We start from the raw sequence: 19,387 nt of genomic DNA on the forward strand, positions 1-19,387 counted from the left end.
CCAGTCGTTTTTGTAAAATTTAGTTTAGTATAAGCCTAGACCAGCAACGGCACCAAGGATTAACCCGCCAACCATTGAAATGATCATGACCCACACAGCAATCATCGTTATTTTTTCAAAACCCGAACGCTTCTTTTTCTGCATCGAATTGTGACCACCTTTCAAAATACTCATTACAGTGTAACTAAAAGTTGCTTAAAATTCAATCTTTAGACTCACATATAGTTATGTCTTCTCAAAATATGAAGTGTTATTAGGCAAATTAGAATTGTAGCAACCATTATCCAAGTGAACGCAGAAGCTAGTTGGGCACCTGGCAAGCCAACGTTCATACCATATAAGCCGCCAATAATTGTGGGGATGGTCAAAATCAACGTAATTGATGTTAAAATTTTCATAACATCATTTAGATTGTTAGACACAACTGCTGAAACCATATTGCTGTATTGATCTAAGATTTGGCTTTGATTTTTGGTCATAGTCATTGCTTGGTTATTTTCAATAAGCGTTTGGTCACTGAGTGCATTTAGCTCTGCTGTTGAAAAATATTGATCACCTGAGCTGATTTTTTTTAAGACCGGTTGATTTTGCTGTAAGGCAGCATTAAATTCGATTAATGTTTTTTGCAGAGCCATTATTTGGTAAATTTGTTCATTTTTAGTAGCAGTAGTTAGCTGTCGTTCTAGTCGATTCATTTGTTTGGCTGTCCCTTGTAGAGCAGTGACAAAGTCATGTGAAATAAACCAGAGAATATGTGAGATAAAGTCTTCATGATTGGCAATAACGCGCCCTAATGATCTTTGATGCATCACAAAATGTTGAATAAATGCAGCGGGATGGTTAGAAACGGTAATAATTGTTTTTTCGGTTAAAATGAACGCAATTGGATATGTATCGTAGCCTAAATAGCCTAACGGACTGGTAGTAAACTTGGGATATTGCATTAAAATCATTAATGGACTGCCCGATTTGTCGTCAAGACCAACTACCCGTGAGTTTTCTTGATCGTCAAGGATTGCACTAAAAAAGTGATGTGGTAACTGGTAGGTTTGAGTTAAGACCTTAATTTCGGCTTCTGTAGGGGCCTCAACATTAATCCAACTTGCAATATTAACCGACATTTCTGGATTGGCCATGGGTGTTAATTGTTTTTCGTCAGATGAAAAGTATTGAATCATATTGGCTACCTCGGTTTATTTTATTTCCTGATTGAATAGTGTTAGTAATTTTTCTATAATATGAAGATAGCTAAAGTATAAACGAGAGAGTGGAATTTGTGAATTCATGGATGAATAATTTACCCGTACAACTATTATTATTGATTTTGGGCTCAATTATAATTATATTATTGCGCCGACTACTGCATAGTCTTTGGCCGCAACGGTTACGCTATTACGATTTTTGGCCCCTATTTACATTATATTTAAGTGCTCTTAATTTGTCTTGGAATTGGTTTCCATATGTCATGATTGGTTGGATGACTTTGGGAATATTAATTGTGATCGTCCAGATCATCAGCAAAGGTGAACTATTATATAGACGGTTTTTTCCTGTTTTTTGGCGGGTCAGTGTAGTTTACACCACAATTGCGTATCTTTGTTCCATTTTTTATCGATTTATGGGTTAAAGCCCCACCTATATTTAAATGTTAATAAAGCCCATAATAGCAGTATTTCTTTGATTAGAAATACTGCTATTTTTTTGTTTCAAATTAATTTATAAAATAATGTGGTGGATAGTGGGTAATTGTGGTAGACTAATTTGTAAGTACTAGTAAAGGGGGTGATTGATCGTGTTTATGGGAGAATTTTCACATACAGTTGATACCAAAGGACGATTAATCATTCCCGCTAAGTTTCGTGATCAACTAGGGACACAGTTCATTGTTACACGAGGGATGGATGGATGTTTGTTCGGTTACCCAATGGATGAATGGCAAACGCTAGAGGACAAGTTAAAAGAGTTACCACTGACTAAAAAAGATGCCCGATCATTTGTACGGTTCTTTTATTCAGCCGCAACGGAATGTGAGTTCGATAAGCAAGGACGAATCAATCTTCCTGTCACATTACGTAGTCATGCTGGTCTCGAAAAGAAGTGTGTTGTGGTTGGTGTTTCTGATCGAATTGAAATTTGGAGTGAAGATCGTTGGAATAATTTTGCAGAGGAAGCAGAAGATAATTTTGATGAGATTGCTGAAAAAATGGATTTCGGACTATAAAACAGTGTGGGAGGTGCAGTAATGACTGAATTTAATCACGTTACGGTGCTATTAAACGAAGCCGTTACTGGCTTGAATGTTAAACCTAATGGGATCTATGTGGATGCTACACTCGGCGGTGGCGGCCATAGTGAACAGATTTTAAAACAGCTAACTGATGGTGGACACTTATTCGCGTTTGATCAAGATCAAACAGCAATTGACTATAATCAAGAGCACCTTGCGAAGTATTTACAGTCGAAACAGTTAACATTTGTCCAACGTAATTTTCGTGAACTGAAAGAAGCACTTGCTGAGCAAAAGGTGAGTAGAATTGATGGAATCGTCTATGACTTAGGGGTATCTTCGCCACAGTTTGACGATGCCAAACGTGGATTTAGTTATCAGTATGACGCTCCGCTCGATATGCGCATGAACCAGCAGCAGTCACTAGATGCGAAAATTGTTGTGAATCAATGGCCATATGCAAAGTTAGTGCAAATTTTAAATCGATATGGAGAGGAAAAATTTGCTAAGCCGATTGCCCGCGCAATTGAAAAGCAACGCGCAATTGAACCAATTCAAACTACATTGCAGTTAGCTCAGATAGTCAAAGATTCAATTCCAGCGGCCACCAGAAGACATGGTGGTCATCCGGCTAAACGAAGTTTTCAGGCAATTAGAATTGCAGTTAATGATGAATTAGGAGCATTAGAAGAATCATTGGAGCAAGCGCTGTCAATTTTAAATGTAGGTGGTCGAATCAGCGCAATTACATTTCAATCGTTAGAGGATCGGTTGGTTAAGGCACTGTTTCGAGAAAATACAACGTTAAAAGATGTTCCAGCGGGATTGCCGGTAATTCCTGCCAAAATGCAGCCGGACTTTAAATTAGTTAATCGAAAACCAATTCTTCCAGGTGCGACAGAGCTGCAGCAAAATCGTCGTGCTCACAGCGCTAAACTAAGGATAATTGAGAAAATAAAATAAAATAAAATAAAAAATAAGATAAAGGAAAGTGATTATCATGGCACAAAATGCGGCGGAACAAATAATAGATGAAACAACGAATGAAGCAGTTGAAATTGCACAACCAATGCAACGTCCAATACATACCTCGGTTCCGTTGGCCCAGCCAAAGAAAATCACTTGGTCAAAATTTGAAAAAGTACTAGTAAGTAGTTGTAGTTTAGTGTTAACATTCATGATGGTAATGTTGGTGGCAACTAAAATTGCTGCTACTAATTCACAGCATAAACTTCAAAATGTTAATACAACTATTTCAAAGGTTAATAACAGTAATACAAGCACTCGGCAGGTAATTAATGAATTGACGAGTCAGTCACATTTAGAAAAAGTGGCACAAAAAAGTGGCTTGACGATTTCGAATACTGATATAAGGAACGTTAATAAGTAATGAATAATCATCCAAAACGAACGAGTAGTAGTAAAACAAGAAAAAATCGCAAAATTTTCGGCCAATGGCTGTTTTTCATTGTGGTAGCTCTGTTTACGCTGTTAATCGTTCGTTTTGCGTATATTGGGATTTTTAAAGATGTAAAAAATGTTAATTTAAAAAGTAAAGCAGCACAGCTATATACACAAAAAAGAACAATTACTGCTAAGCGGGGGACGATTTATGATGCGTCCGGTAAAGCCATTGCTGAAGACACAAGTACTTACTCAATTTACGCAGTAATTGATCACAGCCAAAAAACAGCTAGTGGTAAACCACTATATGTTACTAATAAGCAAAAAGCGGCAACTGTGTTAGCAAAATATTTATCAATTTCAAAAGCAAAAGCGTTGAAAGTTTTGACGCCTAGCAAACCAAACGTCTTTCAAGTGGAGTTTGGAAGTGCAGGAGCGAATATTTCGGTGGCAACTAAACAAGCAATTGAGGCTAAACATCTAAAAGGAATTAACTTTGTTGCTTCACCTGCGCGTGAATATCCAAATGGAACGTTTGCGTCACAAATTATCGGAATTGCCCAGGCACAGACTAGTACCAAAACAGGAAAAACTACTTTAGTGGGTCAAATGGGAATTGAGCTTGCACTCAATAAACAACTAACAGGTACTAATGGTTTCAAAAAAGTTAAGCAAGACACATCTGGTTATCAAATTACGGGTTCACAACAGACACCTAAGAAAGCACAAAATGGAGATAATGTTTACACAACTTTAGATAATAAATTGCAGACATTGTTAGAAAGCCAAATGACTTCAGCTGAGAAAGCGTCGAAAGCAACCTCGATGAATGCAATTGTAATGAATGCTAAAACAGGTGCTATTGTAGCTGCAACACAGCGACCGACTTTCAACGCAGATACAAAAGAAGGACTCAGTAAAGTTTGGCGTAATACTTTGGTTGAGGATGCATTTGAGCCTGGCTCAACGATGAAAGTTTTTACTATGGCTGCGGCGATTAATTCGGGAAACTTCAATCCGAATGCATATTACGATTCTGGTAGTTATGAAATCGGTGGTGGTAAAGTAACTGACTGGAATCCAACCGGTTGGGGATCTATCACTTATCGTGAAGGATTTGAACGGTCAAGTAACGTTGCCATGGCACACCTAGAAAATGCGATGGGCGCTAAAACTTGGAAAAAGTATTTGAATAAATTTGGCTTTTTGAAGTCAACAAATTCTGGCTTAGCCAATGAAGCAACAGGAGCTACTCCGTTTAAGGGTGCCTTGGAGCAAGCAAACACTGCCTTTGGTCAAGGAATTACAGTTACAGCGATGCAGATGATGCAAGGATTTACAGCGATAGCTAATAACGGAAAAATGTTGAAGCCTTATTTTATCGACAAAGTAGTGGATCCAAATACGAATAAGGTCGTCACTAAAAACCATAAAAAAGTTGTTAGCACCCCAATCACTAAAAAAACTGCGCAACAAGTGCGAAAATATATGCAAGATGTTGTGTATGCTGATAAAGGGACTGGAAGCAAATATAAAATATCCGGTTATCGGATTGCAGGAAAAACGGGAACTGCACAAATTGGTGGAGCTAGTGGGTACGAATCGGGCTCTAGTGATTATATTTACTCGTTTGTCGGTATGGCACCAGCGAAGAACCCTAAATATATTATGTACATTACATTGAAAAAGCCACAAAATACGACTCAATCTGCAGAGACATATATGGCAGTAGTGTTTAAATCAGTGATGAAACAGGCACTAGACCAAGCTAAGTTAGCTAATCAAAAGCAAACTGGAGTGGTCAAAGTTCCTAATGTTATTGGTAAAAAGGCAACTTCAGCCCAGAAATTATTAACTGATAAGAAGTTGCAAGTAACCGTGATCGGAAACAAAGCAGCAGTAACTGAACAATCAATAGCCGCACAAAATACTGCAATTACAAATAGTCGCATTTTCTTGACTACTGGTGGGACAGTTACAATGCCTGACTTAACTGATTGGTCTCAAGCACAAGTTAATCAATTTGCACAATTAACAGGATTGAAAATTACTAATAAAGGTAATGGATTTGCTAAGAAGCAAAGTATTAAAGCTGGAAATAAAATAACTAAGGGACAAACAATTGTAGTTCAGTATCACCAAAAATAAGCGACAAGGCAGGATCTTTAACATGAATATAATCATAATAATTTTAATTTTAATTAGTTCATTTGTTATCACATTTGGGTTAATGCCGTTTTTAATCCGCTACTTCCGTGCAAAAAAAGAAGGACAACAGATTCGGGAAATTGGGCCTAAATGGCATGCATCAAAAGCTGGAACCCCAACAATGGGTGGCCTACTGTTTATTTTGGCTGCAGTCATCACGACTTTATGGGTTTCAGCTTGGCAGGGTTGGCTAACTAACACTATGTGGGCGTTATTATTTACGTTAGTTATGTATGGCTTAATCGGAATGTGGGACGATAGCATCAAAATTTTTCAGCACCAAAACGAAGGCTTCAAGCCTTGGCAAAAGGCGTTAGCACAAATCGTCGTGGCTTTAATCTTTACTGTGATATATCAACACGAAGGATTCCAAATGGGATTTGGTAATTGGCAGTTTGGCTGGCTATACGGACTTTTTATTGTCTTCTGGTTGGTTGGCTTCTCGAATGCTGTTAATCTGACTGATGGCCTTGATGGCCTTGTTTCTGGCTTAGCCATCATCTCATTTTTAACTTATTTTTTAATTGCTCTTTATCAACATCAATATGATGTTGCCATTTTTTGTTTGTCAATTGTTGGTGCCTTAGTTGGTTTTTTTCCGTTCAATCACAAACCAGCCAAAATTTTTATGGGTGATATGGGATCATTAGCATTAGGCGGCGCTTTGGCAGCTGTAGCTTTAATCTTACATCATGAGTTTTCATTATTGTTAATTGGAATTATTTACGTAGTTGAAACCGCCAGTGTTATTTTACAGGTGGGATCATTTAGACTAACTGGTAAACGAATTTTTAAAATGAGTCCAATTCATCATCATTTTGAAATGTCCGGTTGGAGTGAGTGGAAAGTAGACTATGTTTTTTGGATTGTAGGAGCGGTTGCATCGTTAATTTCACTAGGATTATTGTGGCTAATTAACCATTAAAGGAGCGACAAGTAATGAAACAAGTTACCAACTATCAAGATAAAAAGGTGCTAGTAATTGGCTTAGGCAAAAGTGGTGCTAACGTAGCTAAGCTGCTCATTAAGTTGGGTGCACAAGTAACCATTAATGATAAAAATGACCCGTCAGATATTACATTGGTCGACAATTTGAAACAGTTGGGTATTGATGTCATTACTGGCTCGCACCCTATGTCACTGCTGGAAGATGGATTTCAGTTAGTTGTTAAAAATCCAGGTATTTTTTACGATAATCCACTTGTGGCTGGATTCTTAAAGCAACATATACCAGTTGTTACAGACGTTGAAGTGGCAGCAACTATTTTTGACGGAACTTTGATTGGTGTCACTGGTAGTAATGGTAAAACAACGACGACTACTATGATTAAAAAGATGTTGGCGCGAAAAAACGCCAACCATGTTTTTGACGCAGGAAATATCGGAATTCCAATTAGTCAAGTGGTTCAAAAGACAAACTCAGATGATACGATTGTGGCAGAATTATCTAGTTTTCAATTGGTAGGAACAAGAACTCTACACCCCCACATCGCGGTCATTACTAATATTTTTTCTAATCATTTGGATTATCACAAAACGAGAGAAAATTATGTGAACGCCAAAATGAAAATTACAGCTAATCAGACTTCATCAGATTATTTTGTGATTAATTGGGACAATCCGGAGTGGCAGCAGTTAAGTCAGCGATCAAATGCTCAAGTGGTTCCATTTTCTCGTTTAGGTAAAAATAAAAATGGTGCCTATGAAAATAATGGAAAACTATATTGGCGAGACGAGCCCATTATTACTGCTAACGAAATTAAAGTTGTTGGTGATCATAATATTGAAAACGCTTTGGCAGCAATTGCTGTTGCCAAATTACAAAACGTAGATACTGAAGATATTGTTCACGTGTTGAAGACTTTTGGTGGAGTTCGGCACCGAATGCAATTTGTGCTAGAAGATGCAGGACGGCAATATTACAATGATTCCAAGGCAACTGATATTGAGGCCACAGAAATGGCACTAAAGGGTTTTTCGCAACCAGTTGTATTATTAGCTGGTGGTTTAGACCGTGGGTATACGTTTGAAAAGTTAGTGCCAGCATTGAAGGAACATGTAAAGGCAATCATATTGTTTGGTGAAACTGCAGATAAGCTTGCTGACGCTGCTAAACAGGCCGGTATTACAACAATTAAATTTACTAAAGATTGTGCTACTGGTGTTTTCGTGGCCCGCCAACTAAGTTCAACCGGCGATGTTATTTTACTTTCACCCGCAAATGCTAGTTGGGATCAATTTCCTAATTTTGAGGTTCGTGGGGATACTTACATTAAGGCAGTGGAACAGTTAACTGGAAAGAAGGCGGACTAATGCGATTAATGGTTTCTGGGGGCGGCACTGGTGGACATATTTACCCAGCGCTTGCTTTGATTGAACGCTTGAAACAACTTGATCCAACAACTGAAGTTTTATATGTTGGTACTCATCGGGGACTTGAAAATAAAATTGTTCCTGCGGCAAATATTTCATTCAAAACAATCCGAATTCAGGGCTTTAAACGTTCGTTATCACTTGATAATTTTAAAACCATTTACCTATTTCTTAAAAGCGTTCATGATGCAAAAAAAATGGTTCGTGATTTTAAACCGGACGTTGTTTTAGGAACGGGTGGTTATGTGAGTGGGGCTGTTTTATATGCAGCTGCTAGGTTACACGTGCCAACTGTGATCCATGAGCAAAATAGTGTGGTTGGGGTTACTAACAAATTCTTAAGTCGGTTTGTTAATGAAATTGCAATTTCATTTGAGGCCGCTAGGGATCAATTTCCAATTGATAAAGTAACAATGACAGGTAACCCGAGAGCACAGCAGGTGGCTAGTACCGTTAGTGATTTTAGCTGGAATGAACTGGGATTAGACGAGCAAAAACCAACCATGCTTATTTTTGGTGGTAGTCAAGGAGCTCCAAAAATTAATGCTAGCGTTGTAGCGGCGATCCCTGAATTCAATAAACGCGATTATCAAATTGTGTTTGCGACCGGTCAAAAGAGGTTTGAACAAGTTAACCAGCAATTACAGCAGGTGGCTGTTGAAAAAAATATTGTTATTCGTCCATATATTAGTAATATGCCAGAAATGTTACCAAAAGTGGCAGTGATTGTTGGTCGTGCTGGGGCAACTAGTATTGCAGAAATTACTGCTTTGGGAATTCCATCTATTTTGATACCGAGTCCGTATGTGACTGCTAATCATCAGGTGAAAAATGCTCAAGCGTTGGTTGATCAACAGGCTGCTGAAATGATTACTGAAGACCAGTTGAATGGTAAATCATTGGTTGCAGCAGCAGATACACTAATGCAAAATGAAAAATTGCGTACCAAAATGGCGTCCGCTGCAAAGCAAATGGGGATGGTTGATTCAGCGGATCGTTTGATTGAACTATTAAAAAAAGCACAAGAAGATAATCTTTAGGGTTCTTATATGACGATTGGGGATGGTGAAATGAGTAAACGTAAGTCAGCAAAAGAGCAGGAAAAGTATGCTCAGCGGCTAGCAAAGATTGATGAACGAAGAGACCTACAAAAAAAATCTCGTTTTCAACGTGGTCATGGATCGGCCCCAATTGGCAATAAATTACCCAATTTAAAAAAGCAACGTCATTGGTCAACTACAATACGGGCAGGGAGTTTGCTTGTTGTTTTCGGAGCTGTTTTGATGGTCATGGTTTACCTAGTTGCACCTGTCAGCAAAATTAATCAAATTGAAATTACTGGTAATAAACAGGTAGATCGCCAAAGTGTGTTAACAGCTACTAAAGTACATCAGGGAGATTTTGTGTGGCAAACTTGGTGGCATAGCAATCAGATTAATATTGCCAGTCAGAAAGTTAATCCAGAAATTAGAAATGTAAAAGTCAAAGTGGTGGGATTACAAACAGTTAAACTAGTAATTCAGGAGAATAAAATTGTTGGCTTTTTAAAACAGGGTAATTATTATTACCCAATTTTAGCGAGTGGCCACGTAAAAAAGAATAAATTATCGCAGCCACAAAATGGGCAGCCTGTGTATGATGGTTTCAAGTCAAGACGGGTGTTAAACAAAACGGTTAGACAATATTCAAAATTATCCGCAACCGTGAGGATGGCAGTTTCTGAAATCAAATTTCAACCAACCAAAAATGATAATCAACGCATAAGACTATTTATGAATGATGGTAACGAAGTCTTAATTAAATATTCAAAATTAACCAAAAAGATGCCGTATTATCCTAGTATTGCCCATTCAATGTCGAAAAATGGGGTTGTAAATCTCGAATTAGGGGCGTATTCATATTCATATGGGAGCCAAGAACATTAAAAAAAATTAACAGGGCGAACAAATGCCAGTAAAGACTTTCGGTAAGCGGGTTAAGTGTGGTAAAATCTTTATAGTTGAAGATAAAAATATTTAAACTTGATTCAGTTATCATTATAAAAATAAATAGGAGGGTTCCGTGTATATGGATAATTCAGGAATCTACGTTGGATTAGATATTGGAACCACCTCGATTAAAGCGATTGTTTGCGAGAATGTAAAGGGACAGTTGAATGTGGTCGGTGTTGGTAATCAACCGTCCGCTGGGCTTAATCGTGGTATTATTGTCGATATTGATAAAACCGCACAGGCGATTTCAAAGGCAATTGCACAAGCAGAGGAAAAATCGAACGTTAAAATTAAAGATGTAATTGTGGGGTTACCTGCTAACTACCTTAAGATTGAAAAATGTCGGGGTATGATTACGGTTGCATCGCAAAACCAATCTAGAGAAATTACGGATCAGGACGTTGTTGAGGTTGCTAAGGCTGCCCTAACTCAAAATATTCCTCCTGAGCGAGAAGTGATTGATTTATTAGCCGATGAGTTTATCGTTGACGGGTTTGATCAAATTAAAGATCCACGAGGCATGGTTGGGGTGCGCTTGGAGTTACATGGTACTTTATTCACTGGACCCAAGACAGTTGTGCATAATACCAAAAAGGCAATTCAGAAAGCCGGGTTAAATGTTCGCGACTTAGTTGTTGCTCCGTTGGCAATTGGCGCCAATGTATTAAATGATGGCGAACAAGACTTTGGGACAATTGTAATTGATCTTGGTGGTGGCCAAACTACTACCAGTGTAATCCATGATCATCAACTAAAGTTTTCGTATGTTGATGCAGAAGGTGGTCAGTATATCACCAAGGATATTTCAGTTGTTTTAAATACTTCGTTGCAAAATGCGGAACGACTAAAACGAGATTATGGATTTGCTGATCCAAGTCAAGCGTCTGAAGCAAATACGTTTACGGTTGAAGTGGTTGGACAAAATGAACCAGCTGAAATTAGTGAACATTATTTAGCACAAGTAATCGAAGCACGGGTGTCACAGATATTTGAGCGAATTAGTGCTCGTTTAACAGATATCAAGGCATTAGATTTACCAGGTGGTATTGTGCTAACAGGCGGTGTTGCCGCGTTACCTGGCGTTGCTGAGTTGGCGTCGCAGCATTTTGGAGTTAATTCACGTGTGTATGTACCAGACCAAATGGGCATCCGACATCCTGGATTTACTCAAGGGTTATCATTAGCCAGTTATGAGGCTGGGTTAGTTGATATCGATCTACTTATTAAGCAAGCTCTTTTGGCTGGCAATGAAGTAGCATTTAGCCAACCACAGAGTGTTAAGGCATCTCACAATGGTTCTAGTAAATCAAATAAAAAAGTACAGGCATCAAAGAAAGCTACTAGGACACGAGCTGTTCAGCCTCGATCGATTGAAGAAAAACAGCCTGAATCTAATAAAGAGCCAAAACAAAAACAGCCTAAAAAAGATCGGTTAGAAGGAGTTAAAAACTTCTTTAACAACTTTTTTGATTAATTGACAATGACGGAGGAATTTAAATATGGATTATTCAATGGATGCGGGTCAGACTTTCGGGGCCAAAATTAAAGTTATTGGTGTCGGAGGCGGGGGCAGTAATGCTGTTAACCGCATGATTTCAGAAGAAGTTAAGGGTGTCGAATTTATCGTCGCCAATACCGATGTTCAAGCACTTGATGCCTCAAGTGCAGAGACAAAAATTCAACTTGGACCCAAATTGACTCGTGGGTTAGGTGCTGGATCTAATCCAGAAATTGGAGCTAAAGCTGCCGAGGAAAGTGAAGAACAATTGGCTGAAGCGCTAGAAGGCGCAGATATGGTATTTGTTACTGCTGGTATGGGCGGAGGAACTGGTAACGGTGCCGCTCCTGCAGTAGCTAAAATAGCAAAAGATCAAGGAGCTCTGACGGTTGGAGTCGTTACTCGTCCGTTTAGCTTTGAAGGGCCTAGACGTGGTAAGTATGCCGCTGAAGGCGTTGCTAAAATGAAAGACAATGTAGATACACTGATTATCATTGCCAATAACCGTTTATTAGAAATGGTTGATAAAAAGACGCCTATGATGGAAGCATTTAAGTCAGCAGATAATGTTTTAAGACAGGGTGTTCAAGGAATTTCTGACTTAATCACATCTCCTGGCTATGTTAATTTGGACTTTGCTGATGTAAAAACAGTAATGTCTAATCAAGGTTCTGCATTGATGGGCGTTGGTTCTGCTACAGGTGAGAACCGTACTGCGGAAGCTACTAAAAAGGCAATTTCTTCACCATTATTAGAAGTGTCAATTGACGGAGCAGAAAATGTTTTGTTAAACATAACTGGTGGCCCTGATCTATCATTATTTGAGGCTCAAGATGCTTCTGATATTGTTACTCAAGCGGCAACGACTGACGTTAATATTATCTTTGGAACATCAATCGACGAAAGTCTTGGCGATGAAGTTCGAGTAACCGTGATTGCAACTGGAATTGATAAAGACAAAACAAACTCGGCGCGATCAAGTGATACTAATGCAACTAGTTCACGAGTTAAGTCAGCTGATGATCCGTTTGACGGTTGGGACATGCAAACGACCCAGACAGATGAGGCTGCAAATTCACAAAATGATACTGATGAGTTTGCCCAAGTTGAAAAACCAGACTTTAATGTATTTAGTAGTGATAATGATACAGCCCAGACTGACGAAGATGATACGGATGATGGATTAGACACTCCACCATTTTTCAAAAAACGTCGTTCATAGAATTAATCTGGCTGAAACATTGATTAATAGGAGATGACAGGTATGGCTGGTAAATTTAGTTTAAATAATTTCTTTGGTATGAACGAAGAACCTGATGAAGATCAGTATTATGAGGAAACCACTTCTCAAAATTCAGTACCGGTTGAACGCGGAAAAAAGGTAGTTTCAATTAATAGCAGTCGTCAAAATGAAACTAGCAAAATTTCATTGTTCGAACCACGTCTTTATTCAGATGTAAAGGAAATTGCAACCCAATTGTTAAACAATCGGGCGATTATTGTTAACTTTACACAAATGGATAATGATGCTGCTAAAAGAGTGGTTGATTTTTTGAATGGAACTGTGTATGCAGTTGATGGCGCTATTGAACGTCTTGGTGATCAGATTTTTCTATGTACACCACATAATTATGAAGTGACAGGAAACTTGTCTGCTAACCTAACTAAGGAACAAGACAACCTATAAGGAGTATTTAATTTGATCGGATTTATATTTTACGCCTTAGATCGCTTGATCTATTTTTATATGATGCTGATTGTTGTGTGGGCGCTACTTTCTTGGTTTCCAGGCGCATATCAAAGTCGTCTTGGACGATTGATTAGTAGGTTGGTCGTACCATACATTAGATTGTTTGATTTTATTCCTACATTAGGTGGATTAAGCTTCTCTCCATTAGTTGCGATTCTTGTTTTATCACTAGCACAATATGGAGTGGCGGCACTACAATCAGTTACATATCAATTAATTAGTTAAAGGAGCCAGTTGATTGTGGATAAAAATATAACTCAACATTTTCGTGTTGATGAAATGCCAATCATTGAGGAAATTAATGGTTGGATTGCACAATCAACGGATCAGTATCGTCCGATTTTAACAGGTTTTTTAAATCCGCGACAACGATATATTGCGAAAACATTAGTTAATCAAAATGATGAAATTTCATTTCAAAGCTGCGGAGGATTTCCCGATGCTGAAATGCAACGAGTTTTGGTATATCCATCGTATTATGAGCCTCAGGTCAGTGATTTTCAATTACAAGTACTTCAAATTAAATATCCACAAAAATTTGCTGAGCTACATCATCGGCAGGTGTTGGGTACACTCTTGAGTCAAGGGATTGAGAGAGTTACGTTTGGAGATATCATCACTGATGGTGTTCAATGGCAAGTTGTTGTCCAGGATAATTTGGCAGAATTTTTTATTGATCAGGTTGATAAGATTGCTTCTCTGCGAGTCCAATTAGTACCGGTTGAACTGGAGGATATATTAGTTCCTTTATCAGATTGGGAAACTGTTAATACCACTGTTAGTTCATTGCGGCTAGATGTCGTTGTTGCGAATGCATTTAATTATTCACGTAATCGTGCCAAGACGTTGATTGAAGGACAAAAAATTCGGGTCAATTGGGTGGATGTAGTCAAACCTGATTATCCAGTTGCTGTTCATGACATGATTTCAGTCCGTCATGGTGGGCGAATAAAGTTGAGTGCAATTGATGGAACGACAAAAAAAGATAAATTAAGAGTTACGTTTGCACTTGTGAACGCAAAATAATTGGAGGTAGAATTAATGAGTTTAACAGCTGAAGATATCCAAAATGAAAAATTTTCGACTAAAATGCGAGGCTACAATGTTGATGAAGTGAATCAATTTTTAGATCGTATTGTAGCAGAATTTCAAACGATCACTGAAAAAAATCGTGAACTAGAAGAGACTGTTAAGTCGGATCAGGAAAAGTTAAAATACTTTACAGAATTAAAAGATTCACTAAATCAATCCATTTTGGTTGCCCAGGAAGCAGCTGACAAGGTGAAATCTAATGCACAAAAAGAGGCTGATATTACTTTACGTGAGGCCCAGAAACAAGCAACAGATATCGTATCAGAAGCAAATGAGAAAGCTAATCAATTAGTTCATGATTCGGCTGAATCTACTAAGCGACTGTCTGTTCAAACTAACGATCTGAAAAAGCAAACACGCATTTTCCGCCAGCGATTACAAGTAATGTTAGAATCACAGTTAGCAGTGGTTAATAGTAGTGACTGGGATTCATTATTGCAACAAGCTGATCCGAGTTCATATGATGAGATTCAAAAGGTTTTAGGAAAGACGCTTGACAATCAGGGAAATCAGAGTGTAAACTCAATGGCATCAAGTGTAAATATAGCTACTTCAAAAAAAACCGCTGTTGCAAAACCTGTTCACGAAACAGAGAATGCAAAAGATCAAGGTGAAACGGTAGTTATCTTCCCAGATAGCAATCAAAAGTAGCTTTAATTTAACTGATTTAACTGAACGAAAAACAAATGATTGAAGAGAACAGCAAGTTAATTTAGGTACCGCTAGCGAGTCAACGATTGGTGAAAGGTTGATCGGTTAACTAAATTAATAGATCCTCTCTTGAGACAATTTGGTTGAGCAATAGGGTAGGCCAAACCGGTTCATTACCGTTAACTAATGACTTAAGAGAATTGTTAAATTCTAAATTTGGGTGGTACCACGAAATCTTCGTCCCTTGCGGGTGAAGCTTTTTTTTTACCATAAATTCGGACAGTTTTTGATACATATAATAGGAGGAATAGTAATGAGAATTAAGGAAACACTTAATCTTGGTAAGACTGGTTTTCCAATGCGTGGGAATCTACCAGTCAAGGAAGCTGAACGTCAAAATGTATGGGCAGAAAATAAGGTTTATGAACAACGACAAAAGCTGAATGAAGGTAAACCAACATTTGTATTACACGATGGACCACCATATGCTAACGGTAATATCCATATTGGTCATGCGCTCAACAAGATAACGAAAGATATTATTGTTCGCTATAAATCAATGTCAGGTTTCCGTTCACCTTACGTTCCTGGATGGGATACACACGGCTTACCAATCGAACAACAATTAACCAAGATGGGCTACGACCGTAAAAAAATGAACACCTCAGAATTTCGTGATTTGTGTCGTAAATATGCGTTGGAGCAAGTTGATAAACAGCGGAATGATTTTAAACGATTAGGTGTTGCTGGCGAATGGGATAATCCATATATTACTCTGAAAAAAGAATATGAGGCTGCTCAAGTTCGTGTGTTTGGTGATTTTGCAGAAAAAGGCTTGCTGTATCGTGGTAAAAAGCCAGTATTTTGGTCATGGTCATCAGAATCTGCATTAGCGGAAGCAGAAGTTGACTATAAAGATGTTACCTCTCCATCAGCCTTCTATGGTGAAAAAGTTGTTGATGGTAAAGGTGTATTAGATGATGATACGTATATGGTTGTTTGGACGACGACACCATGGACAATTCCAGCATCTGAAGGGATCACGATTGATGCATCATTTGATTACTCTGTGGTAACACATAGTGGTGATGACAAGAAGTATGTATTGGCGACTGAATTAGTTGATCAATGTGCTGAGCTTTTTGAGTGGAGCGATGTTCAAACAGTTAAGACGATGAAGGGTAAAAAATTAGATAACGTCTTAACTCAGCATCCGTTTTATCCAGACCGTAAGTTAGTCACAATGTTAGGCGATTTTGTTACATTGGATGCTGGTACTGGATTGGTGCATACGGCACCAGGATTTGGTGAAGATGATTACAATGTCGGTAGAAAATATGGCTTGGATGTTTATGTGCCTGTTAATGACCAGGGATATCTTACTGAAGATACTGGGTCGGATTTTGCAGGTGTATTTTATGAAGATGCTAATCAAATTGCATTAGATAAGTTAAAAGATGCCGGCCTATTACTGAAGTATATGCCTTATGTTCATAGTTATCCATTTGATTGGCGAACCAAAAAACCGATCATCTTTAGAGCTACCGATCAGTGGTTTGCATCTGTTGATAAAATCAAAGATGAAATTTTAAAGGCTATTGACGATGTCACATTTTATCCTAGTTGGGGTAAGGTGCGTCTTCACAATATGATTCGTGATCGTGGTGACTGGGTTATTTCCCGGCAACGTGTTTGGGGAGTTCCATTGCCTATCTTCTATGCCGAAGATGGGGAACCAATTATGACCAAAGAAACAATTGGGCATGTTGCAGATTTATTTGCGGAATATGGGTCAAATGTTTGGTTTGATCGTGATGCTAAAGATTTATTGCCAGAAGGATTTACTAGTGAACATTCTCCAAATGGTAAGTTCAAAAAAGAGACTGATATTATGGATGTTTGGTTTGATTCAGGTTCTTCACATCAAGGTGTGCTAGCAGAGCGTGACTATCTCACTTATCCTGCTGATATGTATATGGAGGGATCTGACCAGTACCGTGGCTGGTTTAATTCTAGTTTGATTACTAGTGTGGTTGTTTCTGGTCATGCTCCATACAAAACAATCCTGTCTCAAGGATTTACGCTTGATGGCGAGGGTCGAAAGATGAGCAAGTCAATTGGTAACACAATTGAGCCCAATAAAGTTGTTAAACAAATGGGTGCTGAAATTATCCGTTTATGGGTTATTAGCGTTGATTCGTCGGCCGATGTCCGTGTTTCAATGGAAATTTTTAAACAGGTATCTGAAAGCTATCGAAAGATTCGTAACACAATGCGTTTCTTACTAGCTAATACGACTGATTTTGATCCAGCAACAGATGGACTTAAATATGACGAGTTAGAGTCTGTTGATCAATTTATGCTAATTCGCTTAAACCAATTTACGGCAGAAGTACAAGCACATTTTGAAGATTATGACTTTTTAGATATCTATAAAAAGTTAATGAATTTTGTTACAACTGAATTATCGGCCTTTTATATGAATGTTGCCAAAGATGTGGTATATATTGATGCCGAAAATTCACGGACGCGTCGTTCGATGCAGACCGTCTTTTATCAAGTGTTAGTAACAATGACTAAGTTATTAACTCCAGTGCTACCACATACTACTGAAGAAATTTGGCAATACTTAAAGGAACCAGAAGAGTTTGTCCAGTTGGCTGAAATGCCTGTAGTAGAGCATTTTGATAATGAAGATGCAATGCTTAAAAATTGGAACGAATTCATGAAGGTAAGATCGCATGTCCTTAAGGTATTGGAAGAGGCTCGCGATGATAAGAAAATTGGAAAGTCACTTGAAGCTCAGTTGAACTTATATGTTTCAGATGAAAATCAGGCAATGTTGGACTCCTTAAATGCTAATGTGCGTCAACTATTAGAAGTTTCAGATCTACATGTTGCTCCATTAGCTGATGCCCCTACAGATGCATTAGACTTTAATGATGGTGTCGCAGTCAAGGTTGCTCCTGCACAAGGCGAGGTTTGCCAACGATGTCGGATGACAACGACAGATGTTGGTTCAGATAGTGCTTATCCACAATTATGTGCCCGTTGTGCTGCTATTGTCCGAGCTGAATTTCCTGAAACTGTTAATGAAGGATTAGAAAAATAGTCAACACCTGACATTTAAGACTGAACGGTGTAAAATACCAAGTAATGAAAATTACTTGGTATTTTTGTACCATGATAAGGGTGAAAAAATGAAATTAATTAAAGTACATGGTTCTGAAAATGATTTTTATATGCTGGATGCAAAGCAGTTTGATCGTTCATTAACTGAATCAGAAATTAAAAAATTAGCACTTCAGATTTGTAAACGTAATGGGGCTGGTTTAGGTGATGGAGCAGATGGATTACTATGGGTTGATCGTGCCAGTCATCAAGGGCCACTTGGTAAAATGCGAGTTATCAATGCTGATGGAAGCGAAGCCAGCATGTGCGGCAACGGATTAAGGAGTGTGTCTCGTTATTTAGCTGAACAAAATCATAAACAGTCATTTACTGTGGAAACAATGGAGGCCGACTTACCAGTCGCCAAAATGACTGAATTAGCAGCTGGCGTACCAACATATCGAGTACAGATCGCCCCAGTCAGTTTTCAAGCGCATGATTTGAAGATGCACGTCAATCATGAGGCTAAGACATTGATTGATCAGTCAATTGAAGAGCTAGACTCGAATCTGAAATTTACTGCTGTCGCAGTGCCCAATCCGCATTTAATCGCTTTTGTTGATGAAGCGACTATTAAGGGAGATCAGCTTGGTGAATTAGGTCGTTATTTAAATAATGGAACGAATCCCATTTTCCCAGATGGGGTTAATGTTAGTTTTGTTCAAATCCAAGGCAAAAATCAAATTTTTGTTCGCACCTTTGAACGTGGTGTTGGCTACACTAACGCTTGTGGGACAGGAATGTCAGCTGCTAGTTTGGTTAGTGTTATCTTACATGGTGATCAAATTGAGAATAACACTGATATAACGGTTCGTAACCCTGGTGGAATGGTTAAAACGGATGTTCACTACCAAAATAAAGCCGATGATTCCATTGATTTGATTGGTAATGCTACTTTTGTTCGTACTGTAGAATTGGACTTGAGTGCTGCTCTGGATGGTGATTTTAGTCAGGCCAAATTTAGTGATACTGGTGAACAAGTAAGTTACGAGAAATTTATTTCAAGCCTAGCAGTCAATTAG

At 38.4% G+C, this 19,387-nt stretch carries 19 protein-coding genes and 1 other annotated feature; of the genes, 17 read left to right on the top strand and 2 right to left on the bottom strand.

Annotated features, from left to right (window positions below):
• Nucleotides 1-24 precede the first annotated feature (24 nt).
• Nucleotides 25-144 carry a DUF4044 domain-containing protein gene (locus tag FFM51_RS02965; RefSeq protein ID WP_137597159.1) on the bottom strand — a complete coding sequence of 40 codons (120 nt, stop codon included), beginning with the start codon at nt 142-144 and terminating at the stop codon, nt 25-27.
• 71 nt (nt 145-215) lie between these two features.
• On the bottom strand, nt 216-1,178 hold the full coding sequence (locus FFM51_RS02970; protein ID WP_137597160.1) for a magnesium transporter CorA family protein: 963 nt from the start codon (nt 1,176-1,178) through the stop codon (nt 216-218).
• 110 nt (nt 1,179-1,288) lie between these two features.
• Here FFM51_RS02970 and FFM51_RS08955 point away from each other — a divergent pair, with 110 nt between their 5' ends.
• From FFM51_RS08955 to dapF, 17 genes are all read left to right on the top strand, one after another.
• Nucleotides 1,289-1,627 carry a DUF3397 family protein gene (locus tag FFM51_RS08955; RefSeq protein WP_223875885.1) on the top strand — a complete coding sequence of 113 codons (339 nt, stop codon included), beginning with the start codon at nt 1,289-1,291 and terminating at the stop codon, nt 1,625-1,627.
• A 165-nt stretch (nt 1,628-1,792) separates the two neighbouring features.
• Nucleotides 1,793-2,221: a division/cell wall cluster transcriptional repressor MraZ gene (gene mraZ, locus FFM51_RS02980; RefSeq protein ID WP_137597162.1), complete on the top strand. Its 429-nt coding sequence runs from the start codon at nt 1,793-1,795 to the stop codon at nt 2,219-2,221.
• A 21-nt stretch (nt 2,222-2,242) separates the two neighbouring features.
• Nucleotides 2,243-3,190, top strand: coding sequence for a 16S rRNA (cytosine(1402)-N(4))-methyltransferase RsmH (gene rsmH / locus FFM51_RS02985; protein ID WP_137597163.1), 948 nt, complete (start codon nt 2,243-2,245; stop codon nt 3,188-3,190).
• Nucleotides 3,191-3,227: 37 nt separating this feature from the next.
• Nucleotides 3,228-3,617 carry a cell division protein FtsL gene (locus FFM51_RS02990; protein ID WP_137597164.1) on the top strand — a complete coding sequence of 130 codons (390 nt, stop codon included), beginning with the start codon at nt 3,228-3,230 and terminating at the stop codon, nt 3,615-3,617.
• Nucleotides 3,617-5,779, top strand: coding sequence for a penicillin-binding protein (locus FFM51_RS02995; protein WP_137597165.1), 2,163 nt, complete (start codon nt 3,617-3,619; stop codon nt 5,777-5,779). The genes FFM51_RS02990 and FFM51_RS02995 overlap by 1 nt, the downstream gene beginning before the upstream one ends.
• A 22-nt stretch (nt 5,780-5,801) precedes the next feature.
• Nucleotides 5,802-6,764 carry a phospho-N-acetylmuramoyl-pentapeptide-transferase gene (gene mraY, locus FFM51_RS03000; protein WP_137597166.1) on the top strand — a complete coding sequence of 321 codons (963 nt, stop codon included), beginning with the start codon at nt 5,802-5,804 and terminating at the stop codon, nt 6,762-6,764.
• Between the two features lie 14 nt (nt 6,765-6,778).
• Entirely contained in the window at nt 6,779-8,152 is a 1,374-nt protein-coding gene (murD, locus tag FFM51_RS03005) for a UDP-N-acetylmuramoyl-L-alanine--D-glutamate ligase (RefSeq protein WP_137597167.1), read from the top strand.
• A complete protein-coding gene (gene murG, locus FFM51_RS03010; protein WP_137597168.1) occupies nt 8,152-9,252 on the top strand; it encodes an undecaprenyldiphospho-muramoylpentapeptide beta-N-acetylglucosaminyltransferase in 1,101 nt (366 codons plus the stop codon). The genes murD and murG overlap by 1 nt, the downstream gene beginning before the upstream one ends.
• Before the next feature lie 30 nt (nt 9,253-9,282).
• A complete protein-coding gene (locus FFM51_RS03015; RefSeq protein ID WP_170999556.1) occupies nt 9,283-10,137 on the top strand; it encodes a cell division protein FtsQ/DivIB in 855 nt (284 codons plus the stop codon).
• Nucleotides 10,138-10,279: 142 nt separating this feature from the next.
• Nucleotides 10,280-11,677: a cell division protein FtsA gene (gene ftsA / locus FFM51_RS03020; RefSeq protein ID WP_137597170.1), complete on the top strand. Its 1,398-nt coding sequence runs from the start codon at nt 10,280-10,282 to the stop codon at nt 11,675-11,677.
• A gap of 25 nt (nt 11,678-11,702) precedes the next feature.
• Complete coding sequence (gene ftsZ, locus FFM51_RS03025; RefSeq protein ID WP_137597171.1) at nt 11,703-12,923, top strand: cell division protein FtsZ; 1,221 nt, start codon at nt 11,703-11,705, stop codon at nt 12,921-12,923.
• 42 nt (nt 12,924-12,965) lie between these two features.
• On the top strand, nt 12,966-13,388 hold the full coding sequence (locus FFM51_RS03030; protein ID WP_137597172.1) for a cell division protein SepF: 423 nt from the start codon (nt 12,966-12,968) through the stop codon (nt 13,386-13,388).
• A 12-nt stretch (nt 13,389-13,400) separates the two neighbouring features.
• Nucleotides 13,401-13,676 (top strand): YggT family protein, encoded by a 276-nt coding sequence (locus FFM51_RS03035; RefSeq protein ID WP_223875882.1) that lies wholly within the window; start codon nt 13,401-13,403, stop codon nt 13,674-13,676.
• Between the two features lie 12 nt (nt 13,677-13,688).
• Nucleotides 13,689-14,477: a YlmH family RNA-binding protein gene (locus FFM51_RS03040; RefSeq protein WP_170999559.1), complete on the top strand. Its 789-nt coding sequence runs from the start codon at nt 13,689-13,691 to the stop codon at nt 14,475-14,477.
• A 15-nt stretch (nt 14,478-14,492) separates the two neighbouring features.
• On the top strand, nt 14,493-15,194 hold the full coding sequence (locus tag FFM51_RS03045; RefSeq protein WP_137597174.1) for a DivIVA domain-containing protein: 702 nt from the start codon (nt 14,493-14,495) through the stop codon (nt 15,192-15,194).
• A gap of 30 nt (nt 15,195-15,224) precedes the next feature.
• Nucleotides 15,225-15,442, top strand: a binding site (T-box leader).
• 65 nt (nt 15,443-15,507) lie between these two features.
• Nucleotides 15,508-18,306 carry an isoleucine--tRNA ligase gene (gene ileS / locus FFM51_RS03050; RefSeq protein WP_137597175.1) on the top strand — a complete coding sequence of 933 codons (2,799 nt, stop codon included), beginning with the start codon at nt 15,508-15,510 and terminating at the stop codon, nt 18,304-18,306.
• An 88-nt stretch (nt 18,307-18,394) separates the two neighbouring features.
• The gene (dapF, locus tag FFM51_RS03055; RefSeq protein ID WP_137597176.1) at nt 18,395-19,387 is read left to right on the top strand and encodes a diaminopimelate epimerase; all 993 of its coding nucleotides are present in this window, start codon (nt 18,395-18,397) and stop codon (nt 19,385-19,387) included.

The sequence above is a fragment of the Paucilactobacillus kaifaensis genome, from assembly GCF_005405145.1.
GTDB lineage: Bacteria > Bacillota > Bacilli > Lactobacillales > Lactobacillaceae > Paucilactobacillus > Paucilactobacillus kaifaensis.